Source organism: Bacteroides salyersiae WAL 10018 = DSM 18765 = JCM 12988, assembly GCF_000381365.1.
Lineage (GTDB): Bacteria > Bacteroidota > Bacteroidia > Bacteroidales > Bacteroidaceae > Bacteroides > Bacteroides salyersiae.
The window spans coordinates 2,264,438-2,289,309 of sequence record NZ_KB905466.1 but is presented as its reverse complement, the minus strand read 5'-3'; the positions used below and the strand labels follow the sequence as shown (position 1 = coordinate 2,289,309).

Annotated in this window: 18 protein-coding genes; 6 read left to right on the top strand and 12 right to left on the bottom strand. The window is 41.6% G+C overall.

Annotation, left to right across the window (positions count from 1 at the left end; all coding sequences use genetic code 11):
- Positions 1-181: 181 nt before the first annotated feature.
- The 5 genes from HMPREF1532_RS08525 to dapB all read right to left on the bottom strand — a co-directional run bounded on the left by HMPREF1532_RS08525 (position 182) and on the right by dapB (position 4,363).
- A complete protein-coding gene (locus tag HMPREF1532_RS08525; RefSeq protein WP_025819120.1) occupies positions 182-385 on the bottom strand; it encodes an alginate lyase family protein in 204 nt (67 codons plus the stop codon).
- A gap of 108 nt (positions 386-493) precedes the next feature.
- Positions 494-1,135, bottom strand: a complete 642-nt coding sequence (locus HMPREF1532_RS08520; protein ID WP_005927718.1) for a WbqC family protein — start codon at positions 1,133-1,135, stop codon at positions 494-496.
- 46 nt (positions 1,136-1,181) lie between these two features.
- Entirely contained in the window at positions 1,182-2,120 is a 939-nt protein-coding gene (gene lepB / locus HMPREF1532_RS08515) for a signal peptidase I (protein WP_005927715.1), read from the bottom strand.
- A 46-nt stretch (positions 2,121-2,166) separates the two neighbouring features.
- On the bottom strand, positions 2,167-3,594 hold the full coding sequence (gene lepB / locus HMPREF1532_RS08510) for a signal peptidase I (RefSeq protein WP_005927712.1): 1,428 nt from the start codon (positions 3,592-3,594) through the stop codon (positions 2,167-2,169).
- Positions 3,595-3,610: 16 nt separating this feature from the next.
- Positions 3,611-4,363, bottom strand: coding sequence for a 4-hydroxy-tetrahydrodipicolinate reductase (gene dapB / locus HMPREF1532_RS08505; protein WP_005927709.1), 753 nt, complete (start codon positions 4,361-4,363; stop codon positions 3,611-3,613).
- Positions 4,364-4,447: 84 nt separating this feature from the next.
- Here dapB and HMPREF1532_RS08500 point away from each other — a divergent pair, with 84 nt between their 5' ends.
- Positions 4,448-5,716 carry a DUF2851 family protein gene (locus HMPREF1532_RS08500; RefSeq protein WP_005927706.1) on the top strand — a complete coding sequence of 423 codons (1,269 nt, stop codon included), beginning with the start codon at positions 4,448-4,450 and terminating at the stop codon, positions 5,714-5,716.
- Between the two features lie 4 nt (positions 5,717-5,720).
- On the opposite strand, the gene HMPREF1532_RS08495 is transcribed toward HMPREF1532_RS08500, so the two are convergent.
- Genes HMPREF1532_RS08495 through HMPREF1532_RS08475 form a run of 5 tightly spaced genes read right to left on the bottom strand, consistent with a single transcriptional unit; the run spans position 5,721 to position 14,018 of the window.
- Positions 5,721-6,236: a DUF1573 domain-containing protein gene (locus tag HMPREF1532_RS08495; protein ID WP_005927703.1), complete on the bottom strand. Its 516-nt coding sequence runs from the start codon at positions 6,234-6,236 to the stop codon at positions 5,721-5,723.
- A 12-nt stretch (positions 6,237-6,248) separates the two neighbouring features.
- The gene (locus tag HMPREF1532_RS08490; protein WP_005927700.1) at positions 6,249-8,414 is read right to left on the bottom strand and encodes a DUF4838 domain-containing protein; all 2,166 of its coding nucleotides are present in this window, start codon (positions 8,412-8,414) and stop codon (positions 6,249-6,251) included.
- Entirely contained in the window at positions 8,389-11,355 is a 2,967-nt protein-coding gene (locus HMPREF1532_RS08485) for a tetratricopeptide repeat protein (RefSeq protein ID WP_172680650.1), read from the bottom strand. Before HMPREF1532_RS08485 ends, HMPREF1532_RS08490 begins: the two co-directional genes overlap by 26 nt.
- Before the next feature lie 13 nt (positions 11,356-11,368).
- Positions 11,369-12,838 carry a glycosyltransferase family 2 protein gene (locus HMPREF1532_RS08480; RefSeq protein ID WP_005927694.1) on the bottom strand — a complete coding sequence of 490 codons (1,470 nt, stop codon included), beginning with the start codon at positions 12,836-12,838 and terminating at the stop codon, positions 11,369-11,371.
- A gap of 7 nt (positions 12,839-12,845) precedes the next feature.
- Complete coding sequence (locus tag HMPREF1532_RS08475; protein WP_005927691.1) at positions 12,846-14,018, bottom strand: HEAT repeat domain-containing protein; 1,173 nt, start codon at positions 14,016-14,018, stop codon at positions 12,846-12,848.
- 415 nt (positions 14,019-14,433) lie between these two features.
- Here HMPREF1532_RS08475 and HMPREF1532_RS08470 point away from each other — a divergent pair, with 415 nt between their 5' ends.
- The 4 genes from HMPREF1532_RS08470 to HMPREF1532_RS08455 all read left to right on the top strand — a co-directional run bounded on the left by HMPREF1532_RS08470 (position 14,434) and on the right by HMPREF1532_RS08455 (position 20,485).
- Complete coding sequence (locus HMPREF1532_RS08470) at positions 14,434-15,780, top strand: LruC domain-containing protein (RefSeq protein WP_005927689.1); 1,347 nt, start codon at positions 14,434-14,436, stop codon at positions 15,778-15,780.
- 218 nt (positions 15,781-15,998) lie between these two features.
- Positions 15,999-16,550, top strand: a complete 552-nt coding sequence (locus HMPREF1532_RS08465) for a hypothetical protein (RefSeq protein WP_005927688.1) — start codon at positions 15,999-16,001, stop codon at positions 16,548-16,550.
- A gap of 142 nt (positions 16,551-16,692) precedes the next feature.
- Positions 16,693-17,388, top strand: a complete 696-nt coding sequence (locus HMPREF1532_RS08460; protein WP_005927686.1) for a DUF6250 domain-containing protein — start codon at positions 16,693-16,695, stop codon at positions 17,386-17,388.
- Positions 17,389-17,413: 25 nt separating this feature from the next.
- Positions 17,414-20,485: a chondroitinase family polysaccharide lyase gene (locus tag HMPREF1532_RS08455; protein ID WP_005927684.1), complete on the top strand. Its 3,072-nt coding sequence runs from the start codon at positions 17,414-17,416 to the stop codon at positions 20,483-20,485.
- Between the two features lie 316 nt (positions 20,486-20,801).
- Here HMPREF1532_RS08455 and HMPREF1532_RS08450 read toward each other — a convergent pair whose 3' ends face one another.
- Both HMPREF1532_RS08450 and HMPREF1532_RS08445 read right to left on the bottom strand, forming a co-directional pair.
- Positions 20,802-21,737 carry a tRNA-dihydrouridine synthase family protein gene (locus tag HMPREF1532_RS08450; RefSeq protein ID WP_005927680.1) on the bottom strand — a complete coding sequence of 312 codons (936 nt, stop codon included), beginning with the start codon at positions 21,735-21,737 and terminating at the stop codon, positions 20,802-20,804.
- Between the two features lie 138 nt (positions 21,738-21,875).
- Complete coding sequence (locus tag HMPREF1532_RS08445) at positions 21,876-22,793, bottom strand: alkaline phosphatase family protein (protein ID WP_005927678.1); 918 nt, start codon at positions 22,791-22,793, stop codon at positions 21,876-21,878.
- Between the two features lie 262 nt (positions 22,794-23,055).
- Here HMPREF1532_RS08445 and HMPREF1532_RS08440 point away from each other — a divergent pair, with 262 nt between their 5' ends.
- Positions 23,056-24,831 carry a right-handed parallel beta-helix repeat-containing protein gene (locus HMPREF1532_RS08440; RefSeq protein WP_005927675.1) on the top strand — a complete coding sequence of 592 codons (1,776 nt, stop codon included), beginning with the start codon at positions 23,056-23,058 and terminating at the stop codon, positions 24,829-24,831.
- Positions 24,832-24,872 lie beyond the last annotated feature (41 nt).

Sequence of the window (24,872 nt, the reverse complement as noted above, 5' to 3'; positions counted from 1 at the left end):
ACGGAGGGGGATATACTTTTTTATAAAGTGGAAAAATTGGGATTTTCTTGGAGTGATGTGGACGAAATGATTTTTTTCTTTTTGAAAGGTGGAAGATGTGTTACATCTGTTTTGCGGGACATAAGAAAAGCCCGTCGGACTAATCGATTGGGACCGGACGGGCTTTGAGGATATGGGTTGTTCAAGAGAATTCCGGAAACTCCTTGATGAACCGGCTGGCTGTAGCCTTGTCTCCGGCATACATGGCAAAAGCAATGACTTGTGCATCATAGGCTACACTGTGGTTATTGGAGGCTTCATGTTCTTCTTTTCCCTGTCCGCTGGTCAGAATCCTTCTAAAAGAAGTGATAGACGGTTTTAAGGCAGGAGGAAAGAGTTTTTTCACAATTTACTTTAGGACATGGAAGCAGGAAAGGAAACTCCGGTTTCTTTCCTGCCTTTATTTTGAGGTGAAATATTTGTTTCTGACCTCTTTTTTGTTGGAAGTTATTTCTTATTTGCTTTTTGCTTCCGGTTGTAGTATCAACAGGCTTTCAGGGCCCATGTTGAACAGCAAGTCTATGATACTTAAATTTGGGCGGAAACCATTTCGATGCTCGAATACCTGATAATAGGCGCGGGGGATGAATTCCGGATCTGTCTGCCGGAAATCTCTCTTGGGATGAATGGCTTCCCGGAAATCGTATTCATCCGGAGTAAAGTCCGTTTTGTATTCTGTCGTTCGTGTGATGTCCGGTTGAATGTCTGCCAGTTGGCAGATAAGGTGACATAGCTCCTCGTTGAAATCGGCTAAAAATACATATTTCTTCTCGTAGAAAGGATAAAAGTCGTCCCTGTAATATTCAAAAAACGGTGTGCTGTTGTAAGCTGATTCTATGGCATTCCAATGCATATGCCGCCAATTACCGTGATCGGAGATACGAATGTCCTTCATCGGGCATTTCAGGTTTTCCGGCTTTATGATAGGAATAGAAAGCGCTATTTCCCCGTCCGGGCCGGCAATGGTGCAACGGTTGCGATAGGTCTGCTTCATGTAATGGTCATGTTGCTCGATGTAGATTTTATCATAAGTTACTAACTTAGTGTAGTATTCTACAGGAGCCAGATAGGCGGAAGATAAGTATGCAGTTTTCATCTTTCTATATTCATAATTCATAATTCAAAAATCATAAATCCCTCATTCATCTTACCGGCTGGAAGAAACGGTTCCATCGGTATCCGTTGAATAGCCCGCTCCCGTCTTCTTTAGAAAACCAGACGAAAGCGGCTTTTCCTATGACATGGTCCTGCGGGACAAAACCGAAGAGACGTGAATCGGACAGGTTGATGGAATTGTCGGAGACCATCCAATAGTAATCTTTTGTGAAATAACAATGCTGTACGGCATGTCCTTCCACATATAATGTATCGTTCTTGATTTCGGCCTGTTTCCCTTCATGCAGTACCAATGTGTTGCGAAGGAGGGTTTTATTCCACGGGTATACCCGTATGGCCTTTCCTTTTCCCGGGATAATCAACGGGTTGGCTATCTGTTTCTCTTGACCGGGTTCCAGCAGATGTATCCAATTGTTGCCGTTCATGGCTTGTTCCAGTAAATAGTATTCATAGCGGCTGAAACTCCGTACGTTGTTGATGGAATCTTGTCCCATCAGGTCATTCGGAGTGATGGATAAGATGGATAGGAGAGAATCCAGCAGTTGTTCTTTTTCTCGTGGATAGACATACAGCCTTTTCCGGTCGGGGGCGGAGGCACTTCGGGACGATACGATGGAAAAAATAGAATCGACCAGCAAAGTATCGCCGGGCACACCTATACAACGGCTGATGAACACTTCCCGTTTATCAATGACCGGTTCCGTTACGGCGGCGGGATTATTGAAAACAACAATATCTTCTTTCCGGATTTTCCGTTCTCCCCATCGATGGTAGGAGAGAAGGGACATGACAGGCAGGCGGAGTCCGTAGCTCCACTTATTGACCAATATGCGTTCGCCGCGAAAAAGAGAATTTTCCATCCCTGCCGAAGGAATGAGACAGGAGGTAAAAGCAAAACCACGGAGCAATAGTACGATGATTATTGCTCCGGTTAAGGCGATTATCCATTTCAGGTTTCTCTTCATAGTACAGCCAATGCATACATTGGCGCATTGATCGATTGAATAATTACTATTTTACCCATTTAAAGATACGGTTCCAACGGATTTTGCCGTTGAACCATCCGCGGTCTTTATCCAAAGACAGCCATACGACGATGGGTTTACCGACTACATGATCTTCGGGCACGAATCCCCAATAGCGGGAATCTTGTGAGTTGTGGCGGTTGTCACCCATCATCCAGTAGTAGTCCATCCCGAAAGTATATTTATCCGTTTTTTGTCCGTTGATGTAAATGCCGTCTTCTTTTACTTCCAGCTTATTGCCTTCGTAGGCAACGATGCATCTTTCATAAAGCGGCAGGTTGTCCATGGTCAATGTGATGGTAGAACCTTTGGACGGTATCCATATAGGGCCGTAATTGTCTACTGTCCAGTTTGTGTATAGATTTTGTGGATAGAGGTCATGTAATGGCCTCGTAGGAATGGGGTCTATCGCAGTGACAAGATCCTTGCGGCCGAGCAGTGTATTGCGTGCTTTTTTGGTCAGAGGCAGGTAGAAAGTAGTGGCTCCCGGCTGATAGTCTTGCGTATCTTCATTGCTCAATCCCAATTCATCATGCAGGAAGGCGGCCGGTATGATGTTTCCGGTAGCTTCCACTTTGTAGAAGAATTGGATATCTTCCGGTTCTTCCTGTGCTTTACCGTCTATGTATATGATGCGGTCTTTGATCTGTAATGTATCTCCCGGTAATCCGACACAACGTTTCACATAATTCTCCCGACGGTCTACCGGACGGTAGATAAGCTTACCGAACTCTTCGGGATGGGAAAGTACATATTTTCTTCCGGCATTGCGATAGAGGTCGTATACGATACGCTGTTGTTGGCGGCTGAGGCTATCCATGTTGATTTGGTTGGGATACAGCCTTTTACCTTCCCGATAAACGATGTTGTCGTAAAAGTCCGTTTGCTGATAGTTGACGGCGACGGTATCGCCGGCCGGGAAATTGAATACCACGATATCATTCATTTTGACTTTTCCGAATCCGGGAACACGCTTGTATTCCCATTGAGGCCACTCGATGTATGATTTGGTGTTGATAATAGGTAGTGTGTGCTGTGCCAACGGCATGGAGAGGGGGGTATTCGGTACCCGGGGGCCGTAACTCATCTTGCTGACGTACAGGAAATCACCCACTAACAAAGATTTCTCCAAAGAGGAAGAAGGGATCTGATAATTCTGGAATATATATATATTCACAAAGTATACGGCTACCAAAGCAAAAACGATGGCATCTACCCAGCTCATAACACTGCGTACGGTCGGGTTTTTCGATTTTTTCCAAAAGGACCAGGGGACTTTCTTGGTAATGTAAATGTCGAAGATGAAAGGTACTACGATGAGTCCCCACCAACTTTTCACCCATACCAGGAAGATCAGGTAAAGGATGATAGCGATGGCACATTTAATCCATTGTGCGCGCGTTGCTTTTCTCATGATTATAGTTTTTTGTTTATTTAGAACTCGGCTTCGAAGGTTCGTCGGCTAAAAACGGAAAGAGATCGCTCATTCCTAAATATCCTTGTTTACCGGCTGTATATTCGGCTGCTAAAATGGCGCCTAAGGCAAACCCACCGCGATTTTTGGCATCATGGGTAATCGAAATGCTGTCGGCGGCAGAATCGTAACGAACGGTGTGGATTCCGAATACTTCTCCTTCGCGGATGGAGTGGATCGGCAGTTCATCCGTTGTTGCGGCTTCTTCTTTTACCCAATGGCTTTTGCGATCCAGATTTTCAAGAATGCCTTCGGCCAGAGTGATGGCGGTTCCGCTTGGTGCATCGAGTTTGTGAATATGGTGCGTTTCACTCATAGTCACGTCGTATGCCGGAAACTGGTTCATAATCTTTGCCAGGTATTTGTTGACAGCGGAGAAAATGGCTACTCCCAAGCTGAAATTAGAAGACCAGAACAGGGTCTTTCCCTCTTTCTCGCAAAGTTCTTTTATCTCGTCACCATGCTCGGCCATCCATCCGGTGCTGCCCGAAACCAGTTTTACACCGGCTTTGAAGGTTCTGATATAGTTACTGTAAGCTACCATCGGGTTGGTGAATTCGATCGCTACATCCGCAGAGCGAAATGCTTCGGATTCGAAATCGTCTTGATTATTGATATCGATAATGCAGACAATTTCATGTCCGCGACTGAGGGCGACTTTTTCCAATTCTTTGCCCATTTTTCCGTAGCCGATTAATGCTATTTTCATTGTTTTACTGACTTATATTCAAAATAATAGTCGCAAAGATAAGATTTTTATTACATTTGTCGAATACATTAACGTCTTGTTAACATGGAACAACTTCTATACTATGTCTGGAAACACAAAATATTTCCCCTCAACTTATTGCAGACAACTTCCGGCTTGCCGGTAGAGGTCATTGATACCGGTTTGCAAAACTCACATGCCGGTCCGGATTTTTTTAATGCAAAGTTAAAGATAGATGGTACTCTTTGGGTGGGAAACGTAGAAATACACACAGCTTCTTCCGATTGGTACAGGCATGGACATGATCAGGACAAGGCTTACGATTCGGTCATCCTGCATGTGGTGGAGCAGGCCGATTGTGAAGTGATACGGCCCAACGGCGAACAACTGCCTCAAATAGAGCTTACTTGCCCGGAGCACATAAGACTGCACTATGACGAACTTTGCCGGGCAGATACTTATCCTCCTTGTTATTCTGTTCTTGCCTCTTTGCCTGGACTGACCATTCATTCTTGGCTGACTGCTTTGCAAACAGAGCGTTTTCAGCAGAAAGCAGAGGTTATTGCCGGACGATTACAGCGTTGTAATAATAATTGGGAAGATGCTTTTTTTATCACTCTTTCCCGTAATTTTGGTTTCGGACTGAATGGGGATGCCTTTGAGACGTGGGCAAACTTGATACCTTTCCGTGCCGTCGACAAGCACCGTGATGATTTAATGCAGATAGAGGCTTTTTTCTTTGGGTTGGCAGGGCTGTTGGAGGGAGATGCTATCGATGATTATCAGATACGGATACAGAATGAATTTCGTTATTTACAATACAAATTCGAATTGCCTGCTGCAATGGATGTCACTTTGTGGCGTTTCCTGCGTATTCGTCCGGATAATTTTCCATATGTCCGTTTGGCACAGTTAGCATCGCTTTATCATAAAGAGCATTTTCTGTTTTCCCACATTATGGAAGCGGAAACGTTGAAAGCAGTCCGGCAAATTCTGGTTGCCCGTACTTCTCCTTATTGGGAGGAGCATTTTGTTTTTGGCAAGCCGTCTGCCAAAAAGGAAAAGCCGATCGGTATAAATGCGCAGAATCTATTGATTATAAATACGGTGATTCCTTTTCTTTATGCTTATGGGTTGCATAAAGCGGATGAACGTCTTTGTGATCGTGCCGGCCGTTTTCTGGAAGAACTGAAAGCGGAAAACAATTATGTCACCCGCATGTGGAATGGTGCAGGCTTGTCTGTACATTCGGCTGCCGACAGCCAGGCTTTATTACAGCTTCAGAAAGAATATTGTGATAAAAAGAAGTGCCTGTACTGCCGTTTCGGATATGAATATTTACGGCGGAAATGATTGTTTAAGGATTTCCTACATAATATCCCTGTTCGGATTCTTTTCCATCCACCATCTCTTTCACGATTCCGTTTTTGACATTAAAGTCTTGGAACAGTTCTTCGTAATCGCGGGTGTAATCAGCGTCCGGCACAACATTGACGTCGAATTTGATTTCTGCTTTTCCCGCAGGGAGAATATTTCCGTAGATCCGGATACAGTGAGTAACCAAACCGATGTTTTTTATGCTGTTATATGTTGCCCGGAACTGTTTGGTTCCGTGCTCCGGAATAATGACATGCGAACTTTTATCAATGATGATACATCCGCAAGAGGGCTGTATGTCGGTGATAAGCAGGGGAGTATTGCCCGTATTTGTTATTGTGAACATGATATCGAGCTGCTGCCCTTGTTTGATGGGGTAATAATGCCTGTCGGGGTCTTTTATCTCTATGCTGGTAGGACGCACTTCTTTTCGGCACGATGATAGTAAGAGTGCCGGTATCAGCCATAAAAAAATATAGAATACATATTTGCTCATTGTTACTGCTTTTTATTTTTGAGGTATAAATGATACCTCGTCTATTGCGATCTGGGCTTTTTTCTTATCGGCCCGTTTAATTCTCAGTGTCAGTTGTTGATTGCTTTTTAGTTCCACCGGGAGGCATGACTCTGTAATTTCTCCCTTTTCACCGGTATTGCCTGGAAGTCTTGGAAACTTTTTGTAAAATTCCCCGTCTTTTAGCAATTCGACAGATTGCGGCGTATAAATTCGATGCCTCGGCAAATGCAAAAAACGAATGCAGAGTTTTCCGGTTCTATCGGCCGCTTTTTTCGGTAAATTTAATATTAAATCGCCGGATGAAGAAATAAACCAGCCGAAATGATAGCTTCCCGGTAAACCGCACGTACCGTCGGTGAGTACGGAAAGGTCGGTGTAGTTCTCATCCAGCTTGGAACCTGCGGTTAGTTTTTCTCCTAACAGCAGGTTGGGAGAACTCATTGGTTGGGCTATATATTGTTCCCATTCTTCACAATAATTGTCGATTCCGTCGGAAGCTTCATTGTAATATCTCATTTCCGGGAATGCCTCATGTTCGTTCAGGCGGTTTAGCCAATCTCCGGTTTCCGGTATAGTCTCGATTTTTTCTCCTTTCCGGCATGCATATCCATACGGTGTGAAATTATGGATACGCCCCAGCTCCAACCGGGTGAACGAAAGGGCGGTTCTGAGCATATGGAGCTTTTTCCGTTCATCGCCTTTCGCTTCATCCGTAAGTGTGCTTAACTCATTGTAGAACTTTACAAATTCTGCTGCCGGCAAAAAAGCCTTCTCGGCTTCTTGTACTCCGGCATACATATGAAGCCTTTTACCCGGTTGAATCCGGTTTTCCAGGTTACAGTAGTAAGAGGTTAGCAGTTTTTTGGACCGAGGGTATGCTTGAGCCGTATATTTCCCGATCAACTCTTCGACTGACAGTTCCGGGTTGATGAGCAATGCTGAGAGTGCAAAGGTCTTTATATCGTCGAAACTGGAGTAGTCGTATCCGCTTCCATTGAAAAAAACACCGCTTACACCGTTCTCCCGGAAGAAAGCCAGTCTGTCACGGGCTATTCTCAATATAGGAAAGGGGGTCAGGTAATCATCGAAATTATTGATGTAGTCCCATACATAGATTTGCTTTGTTACATTTTTCCACTGCTTTAATGATTGTATGAATTGCTTCTCTTGTGTGTGTTTTTTGTTGACAAGGCGGAGGGGTAATTCGATGGCACTTATGAGGACACCGACGTTGGATGGTAATTCCATTGCCGGGACTTGCCGGGTACTCAAATAAGAAGTGGTGAAAAAAAGATGGTGGGGAAAACGTTTGGCCAAACGGGTAATTAGTTGTGTTACAGCCGGCGTAGCGTTTCCGGAAGTGTTGCCTAATGCTTTACAGGCCGGACACATACAGGCTGAAGGGTCATCGTTCGGAGCAATGACGAAACGCGTTGTTTTCTTTTCTCCATAGTTGTCTATGATGTAATTCTCTATACGTCTGTATATGGCATCGGAAGAAAAGCAAAGCTGCTCTTCGTATTTTTTCTTGTCTATTGTGGCATAGAATTCATCGAGATCTTTTCCCAGTACTTTTCCGAGGTTGTGTCCCCAGATTCCCCAACTTTCATCGAAGTTATCCAGTCCCGTTATTCCTGGATAGTCGGGATGTAGTCCGGTCGGTGAATAAATGCTTTGGTATTTGAAGGCAAAAGAACCGCAAGTGTCATTTAGGTTGACCAAAGCTGGGGGGAGATCAGAAGACTCTATGCGTTTATCCATATCGCCGATTTTTTTCATGATCTGGTATTGGAGCCATAGCATTTTCTTGGGTCCGGAGGTTATGAGTTTTATACCGTTGGCATGGGTTTCTACCTTGAAATCATTTTTGAGTGCCGGGTCGATTTGTACGATAATACGGAACATGTCTTTTTCCGAAACGCCGAATGCGATCATATCCTCGTCTTCTGCACGTTTTTTAAGATGATCATACAGGTATTTGGCCCAACGCGTATCCTCTTCCGTTGCGTAGTCGGATATCGAGACGAGATAGCCTTCCTTGGACAATAGTGTAGGCTCGGTATGGCCCTGTGTGCCGCAGCCTATCAGAAAATAGCATAAAATTACGATCTCTATAATAAAAGATACTTTGTTAGAATGAAATATAAACCTGTGCATAAATATTGTATAAATTCTTGTATCGTGTCGATACTTTGTCTATATAATTGTTCTGCCCTCCCGTTCTTGTATTGGTTTGATTATAATAAGTATTCCATGTGCCCATTACACCGATTGTAATATTCGGGGTTATCAGATATTGCCCTCCAAGTCCTACCATTGTATTTGTGTGTGAGAAAGAACCGGGAAGTGCATAATCCAATACGGCTGTTTCGGGAGCCGATCCCATACTTGCCGTTGCCATGATGTTTGTTTTACCATCATCCGCCGGGAAATATTTAGCCCCTATCTGAGCATTGTAGTAGATGTCCGAATTCAAGAGATACAGATCCAGTTTGGTATTTAGCCAGACCTTATCGATGGTTTTGGCTACTCCCGCGCCGGCAGAGAACAGATTGGTTCGTGACTTCTCCCACGAATCGAATTCCCATATTCCATTGTGCCCTGTTTCTTCATTTAGAGCGTTTTCATTGAATCTGAAAGACTTCTTGAAAGCTGTAGTGCGCCTGTATCCGGCATGAATGTCCAGTTCCCAATCATTTTTGAAATATTTGGTTACCGCAATATTGGCAGCTATCTGCGGGAAATATTGTGTGGCGTAGGCAACATTTGCCATGCCGGAGACTGTCGATGAGAATCGGTGCGTCCACTCACCCTGTATCTGTATGCCGACTCCTCCCGGAGTCTGTTCTTCTGCAGTCATGTCTTTATTGGCCGATCCGCTTCGTCCGGCATAATTGATCCTTCCGGTATAGGTGTTTTTACGGGCTTTCCGGGTATATTCCAAGCTGGCAACCGAGGTTATGATGTCTTCTTCTCCATAGCGTGCGCGCAGATATATCAAAGCAATCTCATTCTTGAGCATTTGGCTTTTCAAACCGTTCAGATGACGTTGGAAAGACTTGTACTCCATGAGGGACGGTTCATAATACTTCTGGTAGTAATAAGCCGAATCTGCCTGTTTATTGTTTTCGTATACCAATCCTTTGGTATATTTAAGTGATTTGTTTTGGCTGTCGAATTGGATCGCTGTATCGAGTACGGCGATGGCTTCTACGGCCTTTCTTGATTTTGATAATTGTAAAGCGCGGTATTCGCTGCTTTGTGAAAAGGCCCCTATTACCTCTTTGTTGTCCGGATACTTCTGTACGATCGGGTGCAGGAGTCCGATGGATAGATCGTACTGTTTGTCCCGGTCATAGATAGTAGCCAGTTTTGTTTGGTAAAACGGCTCATTCGGGTAATATTGAAGTCCTTGTTCCGTGTATTGCTGGAACTTATCATACTGCTTTAATAATGCCGACGTGTTGATGGCATACCGTAAACCGAGGTCGCTCGACGGGTTGAGTTGCACGAGTTTGCATGCCGTGTCATGTGCCCGTTGCGTATTTCCTGCCTCCATGCACTTTTTGATATAAGGAATTGCAAGCTCTTCGTAGCCGATAACGTAGAACATGCGCATGTCTTCGTCACTGTGCTCGATGGCTGAAAGATAGATGTCCAACGCTTCTGCGGTCTTATCCATCTTGTCGAGTATGAAGGCTCTTTTCCAGATGCCGTTTTCATATTCGGGATAGCGGGTGGTGAGCGTGTCCAGCGCTGCCAATGCCTCATTATATTTTTTCATGCTGATATAACATCCTAAGGCTCTTTCCCAGGCTATTCCGGTGATTTCACTGTCTACCTGTTTCTGAATAATAAACTGGGTGTGAGGGAGTGCTTCCGCGTGCAATCCCAATTCTATAAGCCTTTCGGCTTTTTCCATATGTTGTTCGCATATGGCCAGCAGAATGTCATAATCGTCCGGATATAACTCGTATAATTTGTTTAAAGTAGAAAAGGCACGGTCTTTTTCGTTCATCTTACGGTAAAGTAGGTACTCTTTGTAGAGAATGCCTTTGTCCGTATCGCCGTATTTCTTTTTTGCTTCCCGTAAATAGTAGAAAGCATCATCGCTATATCCCCTGGTGACAGAAGTGTTTAGCAGGTAATCCAATGCTTCTTTGTTGTTTTTTCCATTGTCGTACACAATGCCGTACAGGACGTACGGATCACGCTGCCTTTCTGCCTGTGCCGCTTCTAAAAGGATATGGTTGTATAATTGCCGTAAAGCCGCACTGTTGTTTTTTCTCATCTGATCGCGCATGAAAACCAACGCTTCCGGATAACGGGCCAGTTCGCCCAGAATTCCCACTTTTTTGCTTATTAAAGAATAACTGCCGGGTATTTCGGACAAACCGTTGGAAGCCCATCCTAAAGCTGCTTCCTGATTTCCCTCTTGCAATTGCAGATTGATAATATCCAGATAGTATTGTTCGTTTCCCGGTGCCGCCTTGATCAGTTCGGTCAAGGTGTTGATAGCCTCTTTCCGGTTACCGCCTTTTTTCATGTGCTGATATCCCAGTTCCATGCTGTAGATATAGTCTTTTCTTAAAATGGTGTCGTTGGGATAAATCTGATTGATGCGCTTTAAAAGGCGGTCGGCTTCTACATCGTTGCCCTGTTTGCGGTAAAGATCAATTTTTCGGCGCCATAAACCCCGCCAATACGGGTTTACTTCCAATAGTTCGTTTACATAGCAGATGGCGCTGGAATAATTTTGAGTGTTCTCTTCTACGTCTACCAGCAATTGTTTGGCGTTTACATTATTGTAATTATCTTCTATTGCTTTTATCAAATGATAGCGTGCCTGGTCATAGTCTTTTTTATGATGCCAGTATTTTCCCATCAACCATTGCAGATCGGAAACCTTCGGATATCTTCCGAGTCCTTCTTCCAGAAGGGTTTTTCCTTCTTCCCACTCTTCATTTGCAAAATGTTCCTGTACTATTTTTGCATAATCTTCGGGCAATAGGGGATCGTTGTTCGTACCGATTGATGAAGTTATCAAAAGGAACAAACAGCCGAGCATGATAATTTTATGATAGAGTTCTTTGTTCATAGGTTCGTAATAGCTAAGTGGCGGGACTTTGTACTGTAGAAAGTTCACTTTCCCGGACTACTTTTTTCTTCTGTTTAAATCCTTTTCGTTCCATATTCTTCCATTTGAAATTTCGCTGTGTCAGGTAGCTGAAATAACCTCTCAATGAAAAGAATGTGATGATGGGATGGTAAATAATCGGTTCCAATATGGAAGCCAGGATAATCCATAGATATTCATATCCTCTCTTATATAACATGCCCACATAGTAATCGTACGTGATTACCACAATGGATAAGAATTGGCAGAATATGTATATTGTCAGATATATCATCCAGGCTGTATTCCAGTTGACGGCTCCCGTAAAGGCCAGATACAGGAATACGGTGAATCCGACGACTTCGATAATCGGTGCTAAGAATTCGAATACAAACATATAGGGCAACGTAAGCAACCCCATCTGCTTATAGGTTTTTTTGAAGATCATTTTGTGGTGGATACTTAGCGTCTGGAAGAGTCCTCGCGCCCAACGGGTACGCTGTCTGTAAAGCATTGCCAAATTGGATGGTCCCTCTGTCCAGCAACAGGTATCGGGAATCTGCACGATCTTGTACGGCCGTGAGAAGTCACACATATATCCCACCATACGCGTAATCAAATCCATGTCTTCTGCAAAAGAAGTACCGTCATATCCTCCGGCAGCGATTGCTACAGAACGATCGAAAAGCCCGAATCCGCCGGACACGTTCGGCATACCGTTAATGGCCGACCAGCCCATTTTGCCTATCAGATAAGAACGCATATATTCTAAGTTCTGGAAGAGGGGAATGGGAGTATGGGGCGATCTTACATCTACTATCTGTCCTTCGCTGACAACGCACCCATTTGCCATGAGCATTGTACCACTGACGGCAATTACCTGTTTTTCAGAAGAAATAACCGGCAGTATGCAGCGGTGAAGTGCATATTTTTCGAGGATGCAATCCACATCGGTACAGATGAAATAGGGGTACGAAGCAACATTGATTCCCGCATTGGATGCATCGGCTTTCGTCCCTCCGTTTTCCTTATCTACCAGAATCAGCCTTTTATATTCGGGATTTGTGGATTTGAATAATCGGCGGAACGGTTTGGTTTTAATACGTTCTATATAGGCGAATGGTACTTCTACCAAATCGAAATGCTTGACCATTTTTTCTAAAGTCTTATCCGTACTACCGTCATTCACGATGATTACTTCAAAAACAGGATATTCCAGGGCGAGCATGGAACTGACATTGTCTATGATCGTTTTCTCCTCGTTGTATGCGGGGGCAATAACGGAAACCCCCGGTGTATAGGGAGATTCCTTAATCGTTTTCCGGATATAACTCTCTACGTAGTAGCTTTTTCTTCGTTTTAAGGATATAAAAGACAAGAAAGCAAACAAGATAAAACAAGTTGCGAGAGTGCTTGTATAGAAAAATACGAAATAGTTGAAAAAGTCTAATATAAATCCTCTCATATTTTGCTTAGCTTATTTGGTTAATTAATAAGTCCTTAGTATGGGCAAATAAAATAGCTGTGTGAGCATTTGCCTGGGTCTCCAGTACATCAAACATTTGTCTGCCGGCTTCATTGTATCCATAAAGGGCTTTGAGAATAGATCGCTTGGTACTCCAGTTATCTGCTTCTTCATATGCGTTCTTAAGAAAATCTACCGCATTGCCCGTTCCTAATTCTAAAACAGCAGCAATGATGTTTTGTTTTACATCTTCCGGCTGCGTGTTATACATTTCGAATAGCTTAGGTTCGATTTCTTTATATTTCAAAGTCCCTAAAGCCCGTATTATTTCACTTCGTATTTCCGGTGAACGGGCATTTATCTGTTTTGCCAGTATAGGGGCGCTCTCTGTCTCGTTATAAAATCGGATTTCGTTGATAAAGAATTTCTTTACATCTTCTTCTGCCGAAGTATTTACCCATTTAATGAAACTGGGCGTTGCATATCCTGCTTTTTTGCGATGTTCCAAAATGGCATGGAGTTCCATCATGTCCCACTTTCGTAATTTCATGCCGATGTCTTCGTCGAAAAAGCGGAAAGGATTGCCTTGACTTAACCACATATAGGCATACCGGGCAGAGTTTCTTAACTCTAATTCACGATGATATAGAAACCGTACTAATACTGCTTCAGAAGCGTATCCGTTGATGGATTGGATTAGTTTCAGGGTTTGGATTTTGCTTCTTTGCGGCCCAAACTGAAGTTCCCGCTCAAAATAGCGGGTAATTTGAAATACGTTTTGTATGCCTTGGAAATTGAGTTCATTGATTTGATCTTCAAACTCTGTTTTTATCTCAGCCAATAATTGCGTGATAATGCGGATCTCGTTTGATTTTATTCTTTTTTTCTCGTTATATTCTACTATGTTTGCTATCTCTTCATCTGTTAAATGGTTTGTATTTAAAGATATCTCTTTAAGCTTTTCGTAATACCGTTTATGAATCTTGGCATACTTGCGTTTTTCTCTTTTTCTTTTGAATATACCATAAATGATATTGATGAGAAGGCAAAAGTACGCAAAGATACACAGCATTACTACAGCGGTACATATTCGTATGATCAGCGGATATCCCATGAACTTGTAATATATCCAATAGAAGTAGTATTCCAAGTAATCTATGCCGTATAAGACTTCATTCATAAGTTGTATATTCTAAAATCGAAGTTGTATATTCTGATGAAAAGTTGTATATTTGATACAAATATAACCGATTATTCATTATTCTGTTCGGGGAACATATTTGGATTAAAATGGTTCTATTACAGTGCGTACCGTTGGAATGGATAGAAATAGTCAATTCGAGTGGCTTTTTATAAGAGAAATATTAAATTAATTTAATTCTTATTAACTGTGTGCGATTCGAGAATGCTTTATGGATGGATGATTGTTCGGTGCTTTTATTTATTGCTTTATTTTCATTTTTATATGGGAAGCATTCGGATTGAAAGGTTATTTAATAAAATATAAGTTATATTTTATTAAATAATGTTTTTTATAAAAGGCGTTTGGTTTAATGGTAAACGATTGAAATATAGTAATTTTAAAATATGCAATGATGAAAACAAACAATTTAATGTATGTTCTTGTAGGAGCTTTTATGATCTCTTCATGTTCCGATAATGTCGAGGGAGTAAATGGCAGTAATGAGAACCAAACGGGTTCAACTGAATATACTGCATCGGCAGGGTTCGATTGGGCAACCAGTCGTAATGTTTCAGTGTCGGTCTCATCGCCGAAAACTACAGTAGTTTCTATCTATTCGGACAAGGACTGCAGTGAGGCTACTTTGCTTGTAGGTGACTTGCTTGTCTCTTCTACAACAACTTCTCTTGAATTGAATATTCCGATTCATTGCGAAACGTTGTATCTGAAGTATAACTCCGTATCGGGTAAAAAGACGATGCCAATAGCTTTGAACACCAACACAAGAAGCGAGGTTGTTGCGGCCATAGTGCCGGAAGATTGTGTGCAGCCTACAAGTGAAGAGGATGCAGGTTTCCGCTTTTATCATAATACGGGAGTGGCAATGTTTGAAGACACTTGGCCGAATGAATCGGGAAATGACAATGACATGAATGATGTGGTGTTTGAATATGATTTGAAGGTTACGGAGTGTCAGAAAGAGGACTTATTGCCGGCTCAGGGATATAAAGAAGGATTACTGATGACGTTGGATGTACGTGCAAAGGGAGGCAGATATCCTACTAAACTGGGTGTTGTATTGGGTGGTTTGGATAAAAAGTATATAAAGGAAACCACTGTCCGTATAGTGTTGAAAGGCGGACAGGGTACGGAGCAGGAATTGGCTACTGGTACGGATATGGCGGAAGTAAGAGAGGTGAATGGGCAGGCACAATATTGTAAAGTGACAATAGATACTAAGGGGGACTCTCCGGTCGTTATTTTGGACGGTTTGTCTGATCTGGGTGATAATACAAATTTCTTCCAGGTAACTCCCGGTTATGTAGAGGAAGGACGTCCGATGTTGAGAACGGAAGTTAAATTGACGGGAGTAAATCGTTCAGATGCAGGGGTAACAAAGGCCGAAAGCGATGCGCAACTTGCTGCTTATCGTGAACTGATCACAGATACGAAGAAACAGAACTTCTTTATTGTTACTCATGATAATAAGGAAATCCATATGAAAGGTTATAAACCGACTTATTCATATACAAATTATGATACCGATTCAAAGGGATTGATGATGGATAATGTACCTTATTGTAATAAGAATGGTTTTGTCTGGGGGATCAAAGTTCCTGTAGGTATAGCACACGCTTCTGAAAAAGTTTTATTTTCGACAGCATACCCGAAATTTAAAGAATGGGTGGAAAGTGATGGTGCCAAGAATAAAGATTGGTATTTGCATCCGGCTGCCGGTAAGGTGATCCGTTATTGGTAAGTGTATTCCGAACGGGTAAATAGATTCGTTCCAACGATATGCTCCGGTGAAGTAAAGACTTGGTCTTTACTTCACCGGAGTTTTTTATTGGAGAAAATGAAAGGGCAATATATATTTTCTTGTTCTTTTTTGCTGGATCGGGATTTTCTTGATAACTTGCATTACTTTTTAGAAGTGAGAGAAAGAGAGTTGAATATTCAAACATTAGACAGTTTTTTATGAGAATCAAGAAATTTGTATCCGGATTATTTGCTTGCATTGTGTTTGCAGGCATACTATTGATCTCCTGTGCCAATCATTCGAAAGCGAAAGGGGAAAACGTAGGAACGGAAATTGAGGATTTTGAGTCTTTTCTGGAGAAGTTTACTTCCAGTGCGGCTTTTCAGTATACAAGAATAAAATTTCCGATGAAAACTCCCATTACATTGATGACCGATGATGGAAATAGTGAGAAAACATTTCCTTTTACTAAAGATAAATGGCCTCTGCTGGATAGTGAGACTTTGAAAGAGGAACGCATCACTCAGGAAGAAGGAGGGATTTATGTTTCAAAGTTTACGCTTAATGAGCCTGGTCATAAAGTTTTTGAAGCCGGTTATGAAGAATCGGAGGTAGATCTTCGCGTAGAATTCGAATGTATTGACGGTAAATGGTACGTGACCGATTGCTATACAGGATGGTATGGGTTTGATTTGCCTATAAGCGAGTTGAAAGAGACTATACTGCAGATTCAGGAGGACAATAAGGCTTTCAAGGAAATACATCCTTGATGTGAGGTGCTGCTCTGAATTATACACGATGGGATATTTTGAATAATTATTGTAATATTCTGTACGATTTGAACCCTGCTTTTTTCAAAAAGTGGGGTTTCTTTGTAACCGGTAGTGATCTTTAAAACTAATACATATATTCATGAGACGAACTTTGATCCGATATTCAGTTTTATTAATTGGGAGTTGCCTGTTGGTTGCTTGCTTTTCTTCTAATAAAAAAAGTAATCCGATTCTTGAAAAATGGGTTGCGGAAGATGAGTCTGCGGCAATGCAACTGTCATTGATATCCGATACGATGGAACTCGTTGTACCCGCTGGGCTGACTTTGTGGTATAATGAATTTTTGACGGGCGATTATGAGATTAGTTATCAGGTTGCCATGCTGATGGAAGGCGGTGAATTCGATCGTTTGAGCGATCTTAACTGCTTCTGGGCAGCTAATGACCCGTTGCATCCTGATCATATTTTTGCCCGTAGCGAATGGCGGAACGGAGTTTTTAAGAATTATAATACATTGAATCTTTTCTATGTGGGTTATGGCGGAAATGAAAATACCACCACTCGTTTTCGTCGCTATTATGCCGAATACAATGGTGTGGATGATGCTCGCGTAAAGCCATTGATAGCGGAATATACGGATCCGGAGCACCTGTTGGTACCGGGTAAATGGTATCATATTGTGATTCGTGTAGAGAAAGAATATACTACTTATTCTGTGAATGGCGAGGAATTATTCCGTGCTTCATTGAAACCCGGAGAAGGTGACGGTTATTTTGGCCTGCGCTTGCTTCAGAATCATGTATTGGTGACGGGTTTTGAAGTACAATCGATTTAATAACTGACATTTAATACTTTGAATAATGAAGCTGCTTTTTATCAGATTGGAAATAGTACTTTTTCTCTCTTTCGGAGGTTCTTTTTCTTTATTTGCCCAGTTCGTCCGGAATGATCGTATGTTCTCTTTTGAGGAGTCGGAAGTACCGGCATGCATGAGTAGTGAAAACTCAAAATTATCCATTTCAACGGAGCATTATAAGGATGGAAAACATTCTTTGGCATGGTCGTTTGAATCGGGCGGAATACTTTCTTTAAAGAAAGACCTGAAGTTTGAAAAGAAAGATCCCACCGGAAAAGATTTATTTCTTTCCGCGTTTATCGTATGGGTATATAACGAACAGCCGCAGGATAAAAAAATAGAATTTCAATTCTTGAAGGACGGAAAAATATGTACCTCTTTTCCGTTCGGTATCAATTTCAAGGGTTGGCGTGCCGCATGGGTTTGTTATGAACGGGATATGCAAGGTGTTCCCGAAGAGGGGATGAATGAACTGCGCATGGTTGCGCCGGATGTAAAAGGAGAACTTTTTATTGATCATTTGATTACCGCAACAAAGGTCGATGCCCGCCAGCAGACAGCTGATCTGCAGGTTCCTTTTGTGAATGCGGCTACGACAAATCACTGGCTTGTGGTTTATAAACATTCGTTGCTGAAACCTGATATCGAGCTGACTCCTGTAAGTGAAAGGCAAAGACAGGAAATGCAATTGATAGAGAGTCGTTTCCGGGATATGGTGTATACTCCTTCTGCGTTGACACAGAAAGAGATTGAGACGATTCGTAAAAAGTATGAGTTTTATGATATTTCTTATAAAGACGGTCAGGTATCCGGAGTTCCTGTTTTTATGGTACGTGCTTCAGAAGCTTATGAACGGATGATACCCGATTGGGATAAGGATATGCTGACTAAGTTGGGAGTCGAGATGAAAGCTTATTTTGATTTGATGAAACGGATAGCTGTTGCCTATAACAATGCTGAAGATGCTGTTGTCAGAGTAGAAATGAAAGATAAATTCCTCGCGATGTACGATCATATTACCGATCAGGGAGTTGCTTATGGCAGTTGTTGGGGAAATATTCATCATTACGGTTATAGTGTCCGGGGACTTTATCTGGCCTATTTTTTGATGAAAGACGTACTTCGTGAAGCCGGCAAACTGAATGAAGCGGAGGCTACTCTGCGTTGGTATGCCATTACGAATGAGGTTTATCCGAAACCGGAGGTGGATGGTATCGATATGGACTCTTTTAATACTCAGACTACGGGGCGTATTGCAAGTATATTGATGATGGAAGATACACCGGAAAAACTTCAATATTTGAAGTCTTTCTCCCGGTGGATTGATTATGGTTGCCGCCCGGCTTTGGGACTTGCCGGTTCGTTCAAGAAAGACGGAGGTGCTTTTCATCATCGTAATAATTATCCGGCCTATGCAGTTGGCGGACTGGAAGGGGCTACGAATATGATCTATCTGTTGAATCACACAGGATTTGCTATTTCTGAGTTGGCTCATCAAACAGTAAAGACGGTTCTGCTTACCATGCGTTTTTATTGTAATAAACTCCACTTTCCGCTCTCTATGTCCGGCCGGCATCCGGATGGAAAAGGAAAGCTGGTTCCTATGCAGTATGCCATGATGGCTATTGCCGGTACTCCCGATGGAAAGGAGGATTTTGATCCTGATATGGCTGCCGCTTACCTTCGGTTGGTCTCTGCTTCAACAGTTACTTCGGGCGAGGAACCGGAATATGTGCCCCAATTTACCAATGCAGAGGAGCAGCAGATGGCAACTTTTCTTTCTGATAAAGGATTCCGTCCTGAGGCTGATCCACAGGGAAATCTTGCTTTGGGATACGGATGTATTTCTGTACAGCGTCGTGGTAATTGGGCGGCAATCGTACGCGGGCATTCCCGTTATTTCTGGGCTGCCGAGCATTATCTGGGTGCTAATCTTTATGGACGTTATCTGGCACACGGAAGTATGCAGTTGCTTACTGCTGCTCCGGGGGTTACAGTGACACCTGCCACAAGCGGATGGCAAGAGGAGGGGTTCGACTGGAATCGTATTCCGGGAGTTACCTCTATTCATTTGCCTTTTGACGATTTACAGGCAAAAATCTATAATGTCGATACTTACTCCGGTATGGAGGAGATGCTTTATTCGGACGAAGCCTTTGCCGGTGGTTTATCTCAGCAGCATATGAATGGAAATTTTGGAATGAAACTTCATGAGCATGACAAATACAATGGTTCCCATCGCGCCCGTAAATCATTCCATTTCTTCGACGAAACAATCGTATGCCTCGGTTCGGATATCGAGAATACAAACAGTGAGTATCCTACGGAAACCACCATTTTCCAGCTTGCCATAAGGGACAATACCGACCGCAACTTCTGGAAGGATTATAAAGAAAATGGGAAGTATTGGGTGGACCCTGTCGGGACAGGCTATTACACTCCCGTAACAACTAAATTCGAGAAGAACTTTCCACAGTATTCGCGTGCTCAAAAAGCGAACAAGGAGACAAAAGGAGATTGGGTCTCTTTGATTATTGATCACGGAAAAGCACCTGAGGGGGCTGCATATGAATATGCCGTACTTCCACAAACGACTGTTGCTGCCATGAAAACTTTTGCAAGGAAACCAACTTACAAGGTGTTGCAAAAAGACCGTAATGCCCATATTGTAAAATCATTGTCGGATCATACCACTTCGTATGTTCTGTTTGAAACGCCTTCTACCGTTCTGCCCCAAGGATTATTAGCGAAAGCGGATACTTCTTGCCTGGTGATGATACGTGAGGAAAAAGAGAAGGCGTTGCTGACTGTTGCTCAGCCGGATCTCGCACTGTATCGGGGCCCTTCAGACGATATATACGATGAAAAGGGAAAACGTATCGAGCGTAGTATCTATTCTCGTCCTTGGATTGATAATGATAGTGGCGAAATTCCTGTAACAATTACTTTGAGAGGACGTTGGGCTATTAGAGAGACGCCTGCTTGCCAGGTTGTATCATCGGATAAGAAGTATACGGTTCTTCGTTTTATTTGTAAGGATGGCAAAAGTCAAGATGTGGAAATATTCCCTTATTGATACCCCGTTTTTTTTGTATTGTAAGAAAAAAAGGATGGGTTATGTTGTTTTTAATTTTTGGAAGTATGGATTTTGATGTTGAAAATATTATACAATTGTCTGCTTTGTTAATTGCTTGGTTATCAGCATTCTGCTTTTGCTATTTTTTTCTCTACGAGGAACGACTTGAAACTCTACGAGGAATGATCGTTTCTTCGTAGAGAAACTGGGTATATCTCGTAGAGAAATTCATTGAAGTTTTATAAGATGTGACATTTTGAGTGCGCTATGAAAAATTGCACTATAATATATTGTAAATAAAAATGAGGTGTATTTATCATATAAGTCCTATTGCCGCATTGTATTTTGTCAGATTTGTGCTTTTATGAATTGCTTTCCAAGCTTTGTGTCCGATTTGTGGCTCAAGATATTCCCAAAAGGTTTTCATTTTATTGAGCAACTGATCTTCTCCTCCTTGCAAACGTTTTTCATAACCGGACAATACGATTTTGTGTGCTGCAAACAGCTTCTCTTTCATATCTTCAGCAGAGAGGTGTTTCTTCTCTTTATATTCTATCGCCAGAGCGGGGTTGGCCAATAATCCTCTTCCTATCATAATTCCGGCTAAAGAAGGAAATCGGGAATGGATGCGTTCTATGTCTTCTGCGTTTTTTATATCTCCATTATAGATCAGTGGATGCCGGCATGCCTTTGCGAAAGCTGCAAATCCCTCCATATCGGCGTTTCCTTTATATTGCTGCTTCCCTAATCGCGGATGCATTGTGATGTGTTTGAGTGGGAGTGCATTCATTATCGGAAGTAGATTCAGGCATTCTTTTGTGTTTTCCCATCCCAGACGCATTTTAACTGAGAAGTTTATTTCCGGATATTTATGTATTATTTCTAATAATTTCTCCACTTCTTCCGGAAAGGGTAATATACCGGAACCATTATGCCGTTTGGCCAACATCGGAAACGGGCATCCCATATTGATATCCACTTCTTTATATCCTTTCTCGATGAAAAGGGATAAAATTGCTTCCGCTTTATTGGTATCTGCTCCGATAAGTTGTGGGATCAGATGGGAGACGGTATTATTGCCCGGTTCGATATCCCGGATATCCCTGCTGCGGAATGTTTCCTTTTCAAGCCGTACGAAAGGAGTATAATATGTCTCTACTCCGCCAAAAACGGTAGCATGTGCATTTCGGTAAATAGCTTCGGTGTAGCCTTGTAAAGGAGCGAAGTGGATAGGAAGCGTTTCAACAAGCATAAGCATTTCTTTTTTGCATGCAAAAGTAGAGGGAATATTCCTTATTGCCAATAATAAAATGAAAAAAGCCTCATTCTTTATTGGGGGGAAGAACGAGGCTTGGAGATATTCAAATTGATTAAGGTAGAAGTAGCGTGTTTATTTGAAGACTTGCTTCATCGGCCGGCCAATCCATACTTGAGGTTGTTGTAATTTAAAGATATATGCAATTGTGGAAGCCACATCAAATTGCATCATACTTTCCGTAAAGTTATATCCTTTTTTGATACCTTTTCCCGAAATGATGAACGGAGTCTGCATTTCTTGCATTGTTTTGCCTCCATGTCCTTTATTGATGCCACCGTGATCTGCTGTTAATATAAAGATTGTGTCGTCCCACATGCCGGCCTCCTTTACAGCATTTACTATTTCAGCAATGTATCCGTCTAATTCTTCTAATTTTTGATAATAGGCTTCTGTGTCGTGTCCGATTTGGTGTCCTAAATGGTCGGGTTCATCGAAAAATATACCGATAAGGTCAGGTCTTTTTTCTTTAATATAAGCGCAAGAGTGAGTCGCTACCGCTCTATCGGCTTTTCCGGAAGGATCGTCTTCGGCTTTTACATGCATCTCCTTGCTCATAGCCTTCATCTCTGCCAGATATTCCAGTCCGTTCCATTGACAGAAAAAACCGATTTCTGCTTGCGGATTGGCGTCTCTGAATAATCCCCAGATGCTTGGAAAGATACCATAATGGCTAAGTACTCGCGAGGGGAGTTCCGGTGTTTTTGAACCCCATTCGGTGTATCCGTGTAGTTCCGGACCTGCCCCCATGAACATAGAAGCCCAGTTTACGGCACTTGAGGAAGGTAATACCGATCGTTTCTCCAAGGTGTATGAACCGTCTTTCATTAATTGTTTTACAGTAGGCATATTTGCTTTTTCCATGCTATAGGCACCCCATCCGTCTAATCCGATAAATACCACATGTTTAGCTCTCCATTTAGCCCCGAATGAAGGAGTACACAATAATAATAAAGTAAAGCAAATGATAAGCTTAAAAATTTTGTTGTTCATGATTGTTAAAAATTAGATTAAGTATTGTTCAGTTCACAAAGATACCCTCTCCTCATTATAGCTCTCTACCTATAACGGAGCTATTTATTACAATATAGTACATGATACGGCCTGTTTTTGGCTCTTGAAATATTAAAAAAAGGTTTGTACAATTTTGGAGCATTGATGAACAAAAATGTGTATTGAATATAGTCTTTATTCATACTTTTGTTGCAGAAAAACAAGCCTAATAGTAACTTTAATACAATAAAAACTATCGCTTATGAAAAATGTGATTATTACTTCAGTCTTAGCTCTAATGCTTGCGACGGGTGCGAATGCGAAAAACATCTATGTTAGCCCGGATGGCTCTACCTCTAATAATGGTAATTCTTGGGATTCTCCAATCAGTGATCTTGGAACAGCTTATTCAAAAGCATCCAAAGGGGATGTAATTCTCATGGCAGCCGGTACTTATACGGTTACTGCTACTATTAATATGATAGAAGGAGTACATGTCTATGGTGGATTTGCCAAAGGAGAGACTTCTATTGAGAATCGTGTACGCCCGAATGCTGCTACAGAACCTTGGAAATTTACAAATGAAACGATAATTACCAGTGGAAATCAGACTTTCCGTTTGGTAGACCGTGTTGATAAAGATACATTTTGGGAAAATACTATTATAGATGGTATTACTTTTAAAAACAATGTTTCAACAGACAGTCGGGTTCTCTACTTAAGAAATTCTGTAACTCTTCAAAATTGCCAGATTCTAAATAATGCGTGTAAGGGTACAGTTGTTTATGGTGAAGAAAACATGATAGTCCGTAATTGTTATTTCTCAGGTAATAATACTTCTGACGCTACTTACGAAGCTACAGTGACTCTTCAGTTGAGAGGTTGTCATTCTGAATATTTTCCAGGTAATCAGTTGTATGACTGCGTATTTGAAGGTAATAAAGTCCCTAGTTTATCCATTTATAATACGGAAGAACAGTTGAGTGACCAAGATGGTACATCTGTGACGAATTGTATTTTCAGAAATAATGAATCTTCTTGTATTCAGATAAATAATCAATGGGCTAAACGTTATTTGAAAATAACTCATTGCTTGTTTGAAGGGAATGTATCTAGTAATATAGGTACTGTACTTTCTGGTAATTCGGAAGTGTATTATGATTTTGCGTTTAACATAATCCGTAATAATACAAATACGAGTGTAGCTGGTGGTGACTCTTGGAGAAACTCGATAATAGCAACAAAGAAAAATGCACAAATAGAGAATTGTTTGATAGTTAATAACTCTTCAGATAATTTGTTAATAGATTTGCAAGGCAGTACCATATTTAATAATACAATTGCAAATAATAAGGGAACTATTTATGTCGGTGAGAACTATTCGCAAGTAGTGAATTCAATTATGGTAAATAATCAACCTACTCATAATGATAAGGCTGTTTTTACTACTGAAAATTCAGCAGTTCAATACAGTGCTTCTGATATAGAAATTACAGATAATTCTTCTACAAACTCAGTAACTCTTCTGAATAATATTGTAGAAGCTAATCCTTTTGTTCAGACAACTACTTTTGTCGGTTCTACTACGGATGAGACTGATATTCAGGCATTACAAAATGCGGATTTCTCCTTGACCAGCACTTCGCTCTGTAATAATGCCGGTTCTGTAGAATTTATAGATGAATTTTTTATGACAGAAGAATGGATGGATGAATTTATGAGTAAAGATATTGCAGATAATGATCGAATAGTAGATGGCAAAATAAATATGGGTGCTTACCAAGGTGGAAAAGGTACTGGTCTCAATAATGAAAAAGAAACAGTGAATTGCGATGTGATTGTTGAAGACGGTATCATTTATGTTTTGTCGGAAAAAGATGGTTATGCTACTCTTTATAATATAAATGGTGCGATGCTTGAGTCTAAAGAAATTAGAGCAGGTAGTAACTCCTCTATGATTGTATCTGAAAAAGGACTGTATCTGGTTAGAGTAGTGGCTGGTAATCAAGTTAAGGCATTTAAAGTTATTATCAAATAATAACCTTCTATCTATAACAAAGAACGGTAATGATGCAATAC